Source organism: Paenibacillus sp. FSL F4-0097 (genome assembly GCF_038593125.1).
Lineage (GTDB): Bacteria > Bacillota > Bacilli > Paenibacillales > Paenibacillaceae > Paenibacillus_AQ > Paenibacillus_AQ odorifer.
This window is the reverse complement of sequence record NZ_CP151965.1, coordinates 2,820,817-2,834,042: the sequence shown is the minus strand read 5'-3', so window position 1 is coordinate 2,834,042 and position 13,226 is coordinate 2,820,817. Positions and strand designations below refer to the sequence as shown.

At 47.0% G+C, this 13,226-nt stretch carries 10 protein-coding genes and 1 pseudogene; 1 reads left to right on the top strand and 10 read right to left on the bottom strand.

Translation table 11 applies throughout. From position 1 onward, the window contains the following. Positions 1-44: 44 nt before the first annotated feature. Positions 45-2,864, bottom strand: coding sequence for a calcium-translocating P-type ATPase, SERCA-type (locus MHH86_RS12640; RefSeq protein WP_036686174.1), 2,820 nt, complete (start codon positions 2,862-2,864; stop codon positions 45-47). A gap of 290 nt (positions 2,865-3,154) precedes the next feature. Here MHH86_RS12640 and MHH86_RS12635 point away from each other — a divergent pair, with 290 nt between their 5' ends. Continuing rightward, the gene (locus tag MHH86_RS12635; protein WP_076099568.1) at positions 3,155-5,038 is read left to right on the top strand and encodes an NFACT RNA binding domain-containing protein; all 1,884 of its coding nucleotides are present in this window, start codon (positions 3,155-3,157) and stop codon (positions 5,036-5,038) included. 82 nt (positions 5,039-5,120) lie between these two features. Here MHH86_RS12635 and MHH86_RS12630 read toward each other — a convergent pair whose 3' ends face one another. The 9 genes and pseudogenes from MHH86_RS12630 to MHH86_RS12590 all read right to left on the bottom strand — a co-directional run bounded on the left by MHH86_RS12630 (position 5,121) and on the right by MHH86_RS12590 (position 13,175). Next, complete coding sequence (locus MHH86_RS12630) at positions 5,121-6,008, bottom strand: PHP domain-containing protein (protein WP_076317091.1); 888 nt, start codon at positions 6,006-6,008, stop codon at positions 5,121-5,123. A 72-nt stretch (positions 6,009-6,080) separates the two neighbouring features. After that, positions 6,081-6,533 (bottom strand): annotated as a pseudogene (locus MHH86_RS12625) (GNAT family N-acetyltransferase); the annotation flags it as partial. A gap of 23 nt (positions 6,534-6,556) precedes the next feature. Next, positions 6,557-7,456: a selenium metabolism-associated LysR family transcriptional regulator gene (locus tag MHH86_RS12620; RefSeq protein WP_038570298.1), complete on the bottom strand. Its 900-nt coding sequence runs from the start codon at positions 7,454-7,456 to the stop codon at positions 6,557-6,559. A gap of 170 nt (positions 7,457-7,626) precedes the next feature. Continuing rightward, positions 7,627-8,064, bottom strand: a complete 438-nt coding sequence (locus tag MHH86_RS12615) for a hypothetical protein (RefSeq protein WP_036686574.1) — start codon at positions 8,062-8,064, stop codon at positions 7,627-7,629. A 163-nt stretch (positions 8,065-8,227) separates the two neighbouring features. After that, positions 8,228-8,491: a YlbG family protein gene (locus MHH86_RS12610; RefSeq protein ID WP_036686170.1), complete on the bottom strand. Its 264-nt coding sequence runs from the start codon at positions 8,489-8,491 to the stop codon at positions 8,228-8,230. 40 nt (positions 8,492-8,531) lie between these two features. Beyond that, positions 8,532-8,969, bottom strand: coding sequence for a YlbF family regulator (locus MHH86_RS12605; protein ID WP_036686168.1), 438 nt, complete (start codon positions 8,967-8,969; stop codon positions 8,532-8,534). A gap of 20 nt (positions 8,970-8,989) precedes the next feature. Further along, positions 8,990-10,915 (bottom strand): helicase-associated domain-containing protein, encoded by a 1,926-nt coding sequence (locus tag MHH86_RS12600; RefSeq protein ID WP_076317088.1) that lies wholly within the window; start codon positions 10,913-10,915, stop codon positions 8,990-8,992. Further along, positions 10,912-12,624: a DNA repair helicase XPB gene (locus MHH86_RS12595; RefSeq protein ID WP_076317089.1), complete on the bottom strand. Its 1,713-nt coding sequence runs from the start codon at positions 12,622-12,624 to the stop codon at positions 10,912-10,914. Before MHH86_RS12595 ends, MHH86_RS12600 begins: the two co-directional genes overlap by 4 nt. 119 nt (positions 12,625-12,743) lie before the next feature. After that, the gene (locus tag MHH86_RS12590) at positions 12,744-13,175 is read right to left on the bottom strand and encodes a CBS domain-containing protein (protein ID WP_036686162.1); all 432 of its coding nucleotides are present in this window, start codon (positions 13,173-13,175) and stop codon (positions 12,744-12,746) included. Between the last annotated feature and the right edge of the window lie 51 nt (positions 13,176-13,226).

Here is a 13,226-nt window from a genome sequence, read left to right as displayed (position 1 = left end):
ACTGCAACAAGTATACCTTTAGGAATGGAGCATTAGTATTGACTTTATGCTGAAATTTTTGTACTTTTTATCATCGGATTACTGCCGCTGCGTCCACGATTACGTTTGCCACCCCAAACACTGCCGGCACCCATCAAGAAGGTCGGGATCCCCGCTGTTACAAACACCAGACACCATTCGCGGAAATTGAGCGGCACTGTTTTGAAGACAGGCTGGAGCACAGGCACGTACATTACGGCCAGCATCAGTAAGACTGATGACAACACGGCAAGCACTAGATACTTATTCTGGAACGGATTGCGGTGGAACACTGAACGCGAACTGCGGCAATCGAAAACATGGATCAACTGTGCCATAACTAGTGTTGCAAAAGCAACGGACTGTGCCCGAATCAATTGTGCAGGATTCTCTGGTGCTATACGTAAGGTTAGCCAAAATGCTCCTAGCGTACATAAACCAATCAAGAATCCACGGCTTATAATTTTCCAGCCTAAGCGGCGGGCAAAAATATTTTCTTTCGCACCACGAGGTTTATGCTCCATCAAATCCTTCTCGGGCTGATCCACGCCAAGTGCCATCGCTGGCAGTCCGTCTGTCACTAGATTGACCCAAAGAATTTGGATCGGAACGAGTGGTAAAGGCAGACCCAGCATCATGGCAAAAAACATAGTCAGAATCTCTCCCACATTGGATGCCAACAGATAACGAATGAATTTACGAATATTCTCATAGATATTTCTGCCTTCTTCGATGGCAGCAACAATCGTTGAGAAGTTATCATCCCCGAGAACAAGTGACGATGCTTCCTTGGTCACATCTGTACCTGTGATCCCCATGGATATCCCGATATCTGCAGCCTTAATGGCTGGAGCGTCGTTCACTCCATCTCCGGTCATAGCCACTACGTGACCGTGACGTTGTAGAGATTTAACGATCCGAAGCTTATGTTCTGGAGATACGCGGGCGAATACAAACACATTGTCCGATATCTTATCCAGCTCATCATCATCCATCCGGGTTAACTGAGCGCCTGTCAGCACCGTTCCACCACGCTGCAGAATTCCCAGCTGGTGAGCAATTGCCTCGGCAGTTGTTCCATGATCACCAGTAATCATAACCGTCTTAATCCCTGCCCGGCGTGTGACACTGATGGCATCGCGGACTTCACGACGTGGCGGATCGATCATTCCTGCCAAGCCAATAAAGACTAATTGATTCTCCGCATCCTTTTCACTATTCACATGTTCATTTGGACGCATATCCCGGTAAGCCATACCTAGCACACGAAGGGCTCCTGAAGCCATTTGCTCATTGGCATCAAGCACCTTCTGCCGCAAAGTTGGCGTACAAGGCACAACACCGCCCTCCCAAAGCATATATGCGCAGCGATTCAGCAATACATCGGGCGCACCTTTGGTACATACCATCCGTCCTCCCGGATGGCCTACGATCACAGACATCAGCTTCCGCTCAGAATCAAACGGAAATTCCTGTTCACGAGTGTAGGTTACGGCAAGCGTCTGAGCGGTCAGTCCCATCTTTCCTGACAGTGCCACGAGCGCTCCTTCTGTCGGGTCGCCCTTCAGTTCCCAAACGGAAGTGTTGTCTGCAGACTTTTCAAGAACAGCATCCTTATCCTTCCCTTTTCGTTTGCCTCGCACTTCAGACTGGAAGGTCTCAATAATTTCCGCGTTGCTGCATAATGCGCCAACCTGCAACATCCGCCGTAAGCTTTGATCATGTTTTAGATCCACTGCTTTGCCTTTCTCCAGAACCTGTCCATTTGGAGCATACCCTTCACCTGTTACCTCAAGACCACGTCCACCCGTCCATAATCGGGTCACCGTCATTTTATTTTGCGTTAATGTTCCTGTCTTGTCTGAACAGATTACCGAGGCACAGCCCAACGTTTCCACTGACGGCAATTTACGAACGATAGCCTTGCGTTTGATCATCCGCTGCACGCCTAGCGCAAGCGCAATAGTTACAATAGCGGGGAGACCTTCCGGAATCGCGGCAACTGCCAAGCTCACACCAGCTAAGAACATGGAGGTGGCAGGCTGTCCATGCAGAATACCTGCTACCACAACTACAATTGTCAATCCCAGAGATACGTAGATCAGAATCTTTCCTAGCTGCTCAAGCCGATGCTGTAAAGGTGTTTCCTGAGAATCCGTATTTTGGATTAGATCCGCTATCTTACCCATTTCCGTGTTCATACCGGTACGGATTACAACAGCTCGCCCTGTTCCTCTGGTCACCATAGTGCCCATGAAGCCTAAATTCTTCTGATCACCAAGCGGAATCTCTTCTGCACGGATCGCTTCCGAATGCTTCGAGACAGGCAATGATTCCCCAGTAAGTGCGGATTCTTCCACATATAGAGCACTGCATTCCAACCAACGTACATCGGCAGGAATCCGATCTCCACTCTCCAGCAAGACAATATCACCTGGCACCAACATCTTGGCTGGGATAATCTCGCTATTCCCTCCACGTAGCACTTTGGCAGAAGGTGCGGAGAGTTGCTTTAAAGCTCTTAGCGAACGTTCGGCGCGAAACTCCTGAACAAATCCAAGCGCTCCATTCAGTAGGATAATCGCGATGATCGTGATGGCATCCAAGTATTCGCCTAGCAACCCGGATACAAGCGTTGCACCCATGAGCACAAGCACCATGAAATCCTTGAACTGGTTCAACAGCAGGGTAAACGGAGATACTGTCTTTCCTTCCGACAGCTCGTTGTACCCGTTCTCCTTTCGTCTCTCCGCGGCTTCCTCATCACTGAGGCCCGTCCTTGGCTGGACATTGAACATTTTCTGCAGCTCTTCTGCACCGAGACGGTGCCAACTGTTTTGTTCCATGACTTTTCTTTCCCTCCCGGTCGTTTCTTTACTTCCGGCGGCGCACAGCTTTTCCACCTGTTCATGACAAATGTATTCAAGGTCGTCCAATAATATCACCCCTATCCAATTCCCCTTTTGCGCGAATGTCCTAAAGTATGGCATCATAGAGAGGTGAGCATAGACGTCTTCGGCGTCCTTATAAGGACAGGTAAGCGTTTGAGCGAGAAATATAAGATATAAGTATTGTGTGAAACTTTTACTTTCTTATATTTAAGAAATTCATTTCACGGCGACAGGAGAGCTTTATCATGGCATTAGACGGCATTGTTACCCGAGCTATCGTGCACGAATTGCAATCATTCATAGGTGCACGTATAGGAAAAATATATCAACCGAACAATCACGATTTAATTTTTAACCTGCGCGGCGCAGGTGGCGGCGGCAAGCTGCTGCTCTCTGCTAATCCAACGTATCCTCGGGTGCATTTTACCGAAAGAAACAGCATTAATCCTTCGGAAGCACCCATGTTCTGCATGCTTATGCGGAAGCATTGTGAGGGAGGGACCATTGAAAGTATTACGCAGGTAGGTATGGAACGAATTATTCACATAAACGTCAAGACTAGAGATGAGCTTGGTGACGTCTTTGCCAAAAAGATCATCATAGAACTCATGGGTCGACACAGTAACATCATTCTTACTGATCTCAGTTCTGGAACGATCATAGACGGCATTCATCATGTAACTCCATCGATCAGCAGCTATCGGATTGTGATGCCCGGTATCGCATACACAGAACCGCCACAGCAACATAAGCTGAACCCTTTGGAGATTGGTCAGGAGCAATTTCTCAATTTAATCTCGGCTGCTGAAGAAGCTGCACTGATAGAGGATGATGAGGAGGCTGAGCCAGAAGAAATCATTGAGGGTGAGCTTGCTAATCTGATCACAAAAGAAGCAGTAGAGCAAAAACCTGACGGCTCTGGCGGTCCTTCTCCCTCAGCTGACCCCGTGGGCTGGATGGTACATGCTTTCAGCGGAATGAGCCCACTGATTGCTGGTGAAATTGCTCTTCGTCTGAGAAACACCCTGGATAAAGGCGTTACAGAATCCGAAGCAGCATTTCCGACACAATTATGGGTTGCCTTCCATTCCGTAATGGGATCCGTACGCGATAACGAATTTTCTCCTGTTGCAGGTGCAAACGCAAAAGGTAAGATGATTTTTTCTGCGATCCCCTTAACACTTCTGGGTGAGAGTGCGAAACATTACAACTCCATCAGTGAATGTATGGAGGATTATTACGGGGATAAAGCCGAGCGCGATACTGTAAAGCAACGGGTGAGTGATTTGATCCGCTTCCTCAGCAATGAACGGAGCAAAAACGTTAAGAAACTCGCTAATTTGCAGAAGGATCTCGACGAAGCTCAGGATGCTGATCGTTACCGCATTTGGGGTGAGTTGCTTTTCGCTTCATTACACGCGGTATCCAAAGGGGATAAAGAAGCCTCCTTGGTCAATTATTATGATGAAAATCAGGCGGAAATGGTGGTTCCGCTCGATCCGTTATTAAATCCTTCGGACAATGCACAACGTTATTTCAAAAAATACAACAAATATAAAAACAGCCTGCTTGTCATTAATGAACAGCTTTTGAAGACGCATGAGGAAATTCTGTATATGGAGAGTCTGCTGCAGCAACTTGCCCACGCTTCCCTCAACGATATTGAGGAGATCCGCGACGAGCTTGTAAGCCAAGGTTATCTGCGAGACCGGAGCAAAAAGGGCAAAAAGAAGAAAAAGGCCACCAGACCCACATTACAGGTCTTCACCTCTTCAGAAGGAATCGATATTTATGTCGGCAAAAATAATTTGCAGAACGAATACGTCACCAATCGACTGGCTTCTCCGAATGATACTTGGCTGCATACCAAGGACATCCCCGGATCACACGTGGTCATCCGAAGTGAGCAATTTGGAGATGCAACGCTGGAAGAAGCCGCTCAGCTTGCCGCTTATTTCAGCCAAGCCAAACAGTCCAGCAGTGTGCCTGTGGACTGTACATTGATCCGCTATGTACGTAAACCAAGCGGTTCCAAGCCGGGATTTGTAATCTATGATCATCAAAAGACACTGTTCGTCACACCCAATGAGGAAAGAATTAAGAGTCTTCCAAATACTTTGAGAAGCTAAATACTAGATATAAAGAAACCTCCAGCTGCAGATGTTGAACATCTAAAGCTGGAGGTTTTTTATAATTCGCTCCGCACTAATTTCATGCCTTTTTGTTTAAAAACTTCAGTACTTCTGTAGAAACCGTAACACTGCCGATATCCCCGTGAAAAATCACGCTTTGACGGGCACCATGAAAGTCAGAACCTCCGGTTATTAACAGATTATAATCCTCAGCCATAACTTGGTAACGTTCTTCTTCCGCAGGTCCATGATCAGAGTGATAGACCTCAATCCCTTTAAAAGCGCCTTGCTCCAGAATATCTCGCACCAGAAGGTCATTCCCGTACAAACCCGGATGGGCTAATACTGGAGACCCTCCTGCCTCAATGATCCACTCGCAAGCTTCCTCCGGTGTGATTCTAGGAGGTGACACATAGGCCGCTGCACCCTCGGCCAAATACTTGTTGAAGGCATCTCTCATATCGGTAGCTGCCCCAAGCCGAACCAGCTCGTCGGCAATATGTGGCCGGCCGATGCTTTCATCAGGCTTCAATTCCCGCCCGATCCCCGCTATAACCTGTTCCAAGGTAATCGCAATACCAAGGTCTTGCAGCTTGGTAATTATCGCTTCATTTCTAAGTGCCCGGGTATCTCTTAGCCCTTCCAAACGTGAGAGAAATTGTTCATTCTCAGGATCAACATAATAGCCCAGCACATGAATGTCTTTGCCACCAGCACGCGTACTGATCTCTACACCAGGCACAACGGTTATTCCGTACTTATCCCCTGCTTCACAGGCTTCCTTCACGCCAGCCACTGTATCATGATCCGTAATGGCAACAGCGCTTAGCCCCTTCTCCTTAGCAAGTCGTACATTCTCCGCTGGTGGCTGCATGCCGTCAGAGGCTTGAGTATGGGTATGGAGGTCGCATACATCCTTCGCAGGTAGGTTGCCTGCATTCTCCCACTCTTCCCGCAGAATCCCCATTTTTATGGCATCGTAGTATTCTCCTCGCACGATTCGTGCTTTACGGACGCGAGCTTCCTCCACCATGCCACATTTCGCTGCCAACCCGATCATTCTTTTATTCCCTGACCAGGTGCCTATTCCAAGACGGACTGTATCAAGAGAATTAAATAAATAATCTATCCACATCTTAAACGCTTCCGTACCGTAACCACCTGACCAATAACTAGAATCAAAGATTACTATACCAATCTCCATCCAGTTGGTTTCTTGCGATATCCAGTAGCGTCCTACTTTCCCCTTTACCTTGCCGTCTATTTCTATGATCAACAGGTTACGCGGGGTTTCCGTCTCAACTAACGCCAAATGACCTATGTAGTCCTCGGTAAACTTTTCGAATCTTTGATGTGCCAAAGATTTATAAGGACCATCCCATTTCAAGTGTTCACGGTCTTCAGCTTCATGATAGTGATAATAAAGCTTCTGAAAATCAGCCTCTGTAATATCGCGCAATACTAGCTTTTCTCCACGTAGAACAATTGACATTGTGATATCCCCCGCTTTAACTATCAGATTTCATTCGAATGCTCACGCAAATAAGTCAGGAAGGTTACTGCAGAAATTGGCAGCAATGTTGATTTTAAATGAATGGCGTAGAATTGTCTTTTAAAAGAGGCATCGGAGATATTCACAATTTTCAACAGTCCAAGCGCAACTTCATGCTTAACCGAAGAGGTCGATATGATCGTTATGCCAAGACCTGCTTCCACCGCTGATTTCACAGCTCCCGTACTTCCAAGCTCCATCACGATCTTCATTGTTCCCGGATCAAGTCCCTTGGAGAACAGCTGCTCTTCCATCACACGCCGTGTTCCTGAGCCCTGCTCACGCAATACAAAAGGATGCTGAAGCACTTGCTCCAAGGTAACCTCTTGCTGCTCCGCAAGTGGATGATCATATGGCACGATCAACTTCAGCTCATCCCCCATCACGGGCTCGATCTCCATGTCCGGATGTGTGACCGGGGCTTCAATTAAACCAAAATTCAGTTGATGCTTGAGGATTTCCTCCATAATTTGCGAGGTGTTCATCACTTTCATCATAATTGAAATATTAGGATATTGCTTTCCGAAAGGGCCTAACAGCCGTGGCAGCACGTATTCTCCTATCGTAAGACTCGCCCCAAGCTGCAATCTCCCTTCCAGCATATGTGTGAATGCTGACATGGCTTGATCCGTCTCTCGCATCAGCTGAATACTGCGTAGCGCGTATGGCATTAGAGTGTGCCCTGCCTCAGAGAGTACGATTTTTTTGGTGGAACGATTAAACAATTTGGTGCCAAAATAATCCTCCAGCGCCTGTACCTGCATGGTCACAGCTGGTTGAGTCATATGTAAAGTCTGCGCCGCCGCCGAGAAGCTTCCCCGCTCGGAGACCGTATAAAAAATATGCAGCTGGTGAAAGTTCATGCTTCGCAACTCCTTATATTACAAGAAGAAACGTCGTTGCCGTCCTTTAAAGACGACAATCGTTTCCCGTAGAAATCTAAGAATATTATAATTGTGCAGTATATAAATTCTTATATTTTCAAAAAGGACATGCAGACTCGCCGCATGCCTCTTGCCCGTTTCTTTATAGACTATTTGCGTCTTCGCTTCTTCTTCGACAGCTTTGTACGGTGAGAATTACGCAGCAGTGAAAAATAGGTCTTTAAATCTCTCAGCTGTGGCATCACCGAGATTCTACCAAGAAACGAAACGATGATCATAGAATATAATGGCTGGCCTGAGAGATCTCTCTCACCTGTCAATTCCGTAAACTCAGCGATTACTACAGAGTCATCGTCAATTAAATATGCGTTATAATCACTGCTTGAAAAGGGCTTGATCCGATTCTGCATTAGGCACTGCCACATCCATGCAGCGACCTCTTCGGCATTGCTTGCACCATTGCTGATGCGGTCCATATAACGGCTCTTCGCATGATTTGTTATAACGATGTCGGCGACCCTGTAATCGTTCAGCATGATGTGGAAGGGCTCATAAGTGCTGGGCCAATCCATCCCCTTGTTGCGCATCATCATCACACTCCACCATAAGGGTCTTAGTATGCACTTAATGTTGTCATCTTACCTCATTGCCGAAAGTTGTACAAGTTTCTCCCCTTGAGAGTAATGGCTTTTTTTGTAAATAAGCATAAAAAAAACAGGCGCTGTTTAAGCGCCTGTTTATCTCCTGGAATCACATACTGTAATTACGGGACTTGTCCGGTCCATTACTAGTATACTCTGTCTTAATTTCGTTACGATAAGATCTTTCAATCTTTCGTACATAGGAGAGTCTGCGGACATTCTTCATAACTTCCTCGGCCCGTTCTGCATTTACATACATAACTGCATAATGCATTTTCCGAGAAACATAATGTAATGTTCCGTATTTCTCAAGGTTACGTGCCGCTTTAACGTCACTTACCCAAATGATGTATCCTGTCCGTTCCGCAAACATAAGCTAAACCGCCTTTCTCTCTCTAAATCCTAAGGGAAGCTTATCCGCAGGAGCATTTTCCCCCGCTGCCGCATCCACCTTTAGGGGAAGGATCATTACTTGGTACTTTAATGCTATCTGATACTGAAAAAGCAATCGCTTCCGACATGGAATGCAGAATGTCGTCAAGGGTCTTCTCTGCCAGCTTGAAACGAACAACTTCTTCGAACTGCTCCAGTTCCGCTTCTACTGCCGAAACCTCATCCTTTGCTGAATGATAATTCGGGTGGAAATGTCCGAAACGCTGTGTTTCTTCAAACAGCTCCTTCTTAGTCTGAAGTCGTTTGACCATGGCCTGAATTTCGGGGTTCGTATCAACCCGCCCTTTCCAGTATAAGTAATCCGACACCTCGGCGGATTGATTAATCATATCGCCTAATTCATAGGCGTATGTCAGTACTTCAGCCATATCGACCGTATTTATTTCAGCTACGCTCATGAACTCAGCTCTTTTCTTCGTTAATGATCTACCGATTCAGTAGACTTTTCTATCATACCATAATCACTCGCTTGAGCAGAAGAGGAATTTCTTCGTCCTTTGGGAATAACTAACTTCATTTCCTTCCAGTCTTCCGGAGTGAGCTCTATATCTTCAACCGTTTCACCATCATGAAAGAGCAGTTGTCCGGAAACTCTCCATGGATTCCCACTTATGCGTGAAGGGATAAAATCTAACATCTGATCCTTTAGTGCAAAACGCACCTTGACTCCCCATCTTAACCCTTGCTCCATCACCTTTTGTGCAGTCGAGCTATGATAATGCCGCCATTCTTTGCTCCAGATCTGCGGTACATTTTCTCCACCGAATAGAATCTCTTCCTCCTGTTCAGGAGCAATAACCGGCAGGTTAAGAAAAGGATTCCCTTTGGACAGCAATCCTAGTTCTACATTCAGCTCTGGAAGAACATACATTGCTTCGGGGTTTCCTGTTTCATGAGGAAACAAACACCACCCTAGGTTTGTTTCCTCTACCTGTCCTCCAATGATTCTGGAAGGCGCTAACCCCGCGGAGTACAGCTCTTTTCGTATCTGTTCCATACATTGCGGGTCCACTATGAAATGTAAAGGACCGATACGTTCAAGGTTCTCCTGTAAACGCGGGTGAGCTGCGATAGCAGCTCCATCTGCTTCCGTCTGACAGGTCAAAATAATTACTTGGGTGAGTGAGGTACGGCCAATGCTTTTTGCCCATTGCTCAAGAGACATTTGAACCACCGAAGGAAGCCCGCCTAGTGCATGCTCACTTACCCATGAGATGATGTCATTCGGTGACATTCCACGCTCAGCTGCAAGTTCCAACCTCTCTTTCGTCAGCCGGAAGCTCCATATCGTATCACTATGCTGGAGCTCAGCGCAGCCAGCCAGTGTCCATCGAACAGTATAAGGGACCTCCGGTGGAACCAGCACCTCGAAATCCGGCTGCACAATAAACTGTTCCTGTGTATCTCCAGACCCAACAGCAGCGAATGATCCCCTCTCAGCAGATAACATTGGCTTAGCAGCGGTCCAGCAAAAACACAACATACCCTCAGCGGTTTCTCCCAGCTCACACCAGCCAAAACCTGTTAAACAACGTAACCAGTTCAAACTTGATTGTTCAAGCTCATTACGGGCAACGGTACCTGTGAGATTAGCATCCATCATCCAGTCTAATAGCGCGGGCAGCATTATCCATTTCCCGGGGATAAAATCTGCATTTGAGATTATATAACGAAAATGTTGATCGGCAGGTCCCACGCATCCGCAGCGATTAATTACAATTCCATAGAGAATGTCACTCATCGTCGCTTCAGGAAGCTGCAGCCAACGATCCAATAGCTCCATATCAAGCGTGTACCCGGCGCTCTGCCTGCGAATAAGTCCAAGAAACAGCAGGATATCCACCGTCGCAATGACAGAAAGAGTTTTCTGTTCCTCTAAAAGAGAACCCACGGAGAGCCATTGCAAATGCTCCTTGCCAAAAGAGAGCTGCGCCGCTAAGCGGTTTAGGTGCTTTTTATGAATAATCCCCTTGGCTGTCAGCGGCAATCCTTCCCAAGCGGTGAACAGCAAAGCCCGAAACAGATCTATCGCCAGTCCGGCCCCCGCCTCCATGGTAAGACTCACTAAATGCCCGGCAACGAATTGCGGCTGATACGGGAAAAATTCTTGTTCAATTGCCGGCAGCTGATCAACAGGAATCTGATACAGCTTTTCGCCCAAAATTTTATGCCTTGCAGTTAACAGCCCCTCGCGGCGCAATTCGTTCATTGCAAGCTTTTGCTCAGCACGACAAAGCGCCACAGGGCGCAATCGTTCTTCTTTCCCTTCTTCAAACGGCTGGGCAGCATAAGCTGCACATAACCGCTTTAAGACCTCTAATGCTTCTGTTGATAGCTGGTTCAATGAATGGTTCGCTCCTCTCCACTCGGCATCTTTTTAACGACATATTCATAACCCTGCTCAGTCAAAAACATCCGGCGGCGCAAAGCGAAATCCTGTTCCCGGCTATCTTCAGATACCAGTGTATAAAAATAGGCTTTATTCTCTCCCGCTTTTGGACGGAGGATTCGACCTAGTCGCTGAGCTTCCTCCTGCCGTGATCCATAAGCTCCCGAGACTTCAATAGCAATCGACGCGTCAGGTAAATTCACCGCGAAATTCGCTACTTTCGACACCACCAGTACCTGTATATCTCCCTCGTTAAAAGCCGCATATAGCTCGTCTCTTTCACGCTGCTTCGTTTTGCCGGTAATTAAAGGTGCCCCGATCCTGTTAGCCAGTTCACTTAACTGGTCGAGATATTGTCCAATAACCAGTACCGAAGAGCCTGCATGGACCTTTAGAAGCTTGGCTACAATCTCAGCTTTGGCAGGATTGCATGAAGCCATACGAAATTTTTCTTTTGCCGCCGCGTACATATATTCTTGTTTAAGCTCCGGATTCATGGGCACAATGATCTCTACACATTCCACTTCAGCGATCCAGCCCTGCTGCTCCAGCTCCTTCCAAGGCAGATCGTAGCGTTTCGGTCCGATTAAAGAGAACACATCCCCTTCCTTCCCGTCTTCTCTAACCAAAGTGGCTGTAAGCCCCAGTCGACGTGTAGCCTGAATGTCTGCTGTAGCCCGAAATACAGGCGCTGGAAGCAGGTGAACCTCATCATATATAATCAAGCCCCAATTGCGTTCGTTAAACAGCTTCATATGGAGAAACGGACCGTCTTTGGACGAACGATGGGTTAATATTTGATAGGTGGCAATGGTAACTGGCCGCACTTCTCTTTTTTCACCGGAATATTCACCCACTGCTTCCCCGGCCAAATCTGTTCGCTCCAGCAATTCATCCATCCATTGCCTTACGGACGTTGTATTTGAAGTTAAAATCAGAGTTTCACATTGGAGACTTTCAAGTACTGCTACTCCTACAATTGTCTTCCCTGCGCCACAAGGCAGCACCACCACACCGCTTCCCCCTTGTCCTTCTGTCCCTTGAAACAACTGAACGGCCTCCTGCTGGTATTCACGTAAGCCAAATGAATCGTTTGCCGTATCAGCCTTGCAGGTATCGAAATTCTCCTTCCAGGTCAAGCTAAGCGCTTGCCCTTCATGATATCCGGCGTAGTCGAGAACTGGATAACCCAATCTCATCAGCTCTTGTTTCAAAAGCCCTCTATTCTCCGCAGGACACGAGCATTCCAGAGGATTTATTCTCAGTAGACCCAACGCTTTTAGACCTTGTTCATCACTCAATTCATCCAAAAGCTCAGGAGCATCCGCTCTTAACATAACGACCTCATTCCGAGTCTCTTGGCCATGAAGAGTCAGCTTTCCATATCTGGACAAAAGAGTTTCGATTTCCTCCTCCAGTCCTGTGGGAACACCCCAGCGTGCAAGGTGATGCAGGTTAGTGATAATCTCCTCAGCAGTATAATTAAGCGCAGCCGCATTCCAAAGAGATAACGGGGTAATTCGGTAGGTATGGTAAGCAGGAGGACTTTTTATCAGCTCCGCGAAGGTCCCTAGCTTTTTCCTTGCCACCTCAAAATCCGGATGAGCACATTCCAGTAAAATTGTCCGGTCCCTGCGCACGATGCAAGCTCCTGATCCATTCATAGTTTTTCCTCCCTAGTGTTCTTGTAATTTAAGCTTGCGCTATGTAATTTTGTTTATTTTCATATAACAGGAAAAAGCCCATCCCCGCATAACGGTCATGAGCTTCCCTATCTGACTATTTAATGTAAATGCTGCTGCGAAATATCATGGAGTGCTTCACCAGCTTCATCCGCAAAAATGTCGCGCACAGCCAGATCTCCAATCGACACTACGCCCACCAGCTTCTGGTCACGTGTCACCGCCAGCCTGCGGATTTGCCAGCCAGCCATTAACTCTGCAGCCTCATCTACTGAAGTATTCTCCGAGACGGTCTGAATCTCTTTACTCATTACAGTTTCCACTGAGGTTGAACCAGGATGTTTAGCCGCATAACCTCTAATCACGAGATCGCGGTCAGTAATTACGCCGATCAGTGTCTTATGTTCTTCATTATCAACAACAGGTATAAATCCAGTGTCATAATCTCGCATTTTCACGGCAACTTCATACACATTATCTTGCAGCGTAACCGTTGCAGGCTCCTTCGTCATAACCTCTTTCACTGTCTTCAAGAATGAACCCTCCTAATCATGATCTCCATGTTATGGGAATAGGTTCTCCTC

Coding starts and splice junctions, on each gene's coding strand:
- MHH86_RS12640 (WP_036686174.1), bottom strand. CDS start 2,864: ATGGAACAAAACAGTTGGCACCGTCTCGGTGCAGAAGAGCTGCAGAAA.
- MHH86_RS12595 (WP_076317089.1), bottom strand. CDS start 12,624: ATGAATGGATCAGGAGCTTGCATCGTGCGCAGGGACCGGACAATTTTA.
- MHH86_RS12615 (WP_036686574.1), bottom strand. CDS start 8,064: ATGCGCAACAAGGGGATGGATTGGCCCAGCACTTATGAGCCCTTCCAC.
- MHH86_RS12605 (WP_036686168.1), bottom strand. CDS start 8,969: ATGAGCGTAGCTGAAATAAATACGGTCGATATGGCTGAAGTACTGACA.
- MHH86_RS12630 (WP_076317091.1), bottom strand. CDS start 6,008: ATGGGGATTCTGCGGGAAGAGTGGGAGAATGCAGGCAACCTACCTGCG.
- MHH86_RS12635 (WP_076099568.1), top strand. CDS start 3,155: ATGGCATTAGACGGCATTGTTACCCGAGCTATCGTGCACGAATTGCAA.
- MHH86_RS12620 (WP_038570298.1), bottom strand. CDS start 7,456: ATGAACTTTCACCAGCTGCATATTTTTTATACGGTCTCCGAGCGGGGA.
- MHH86_RS12610 (WP_036686170.1), bottom strand. CDS start 8,491: ATGTTTGCGGAACGGACAGGATACATCATTTGGGTAAGTGACGTTAAA.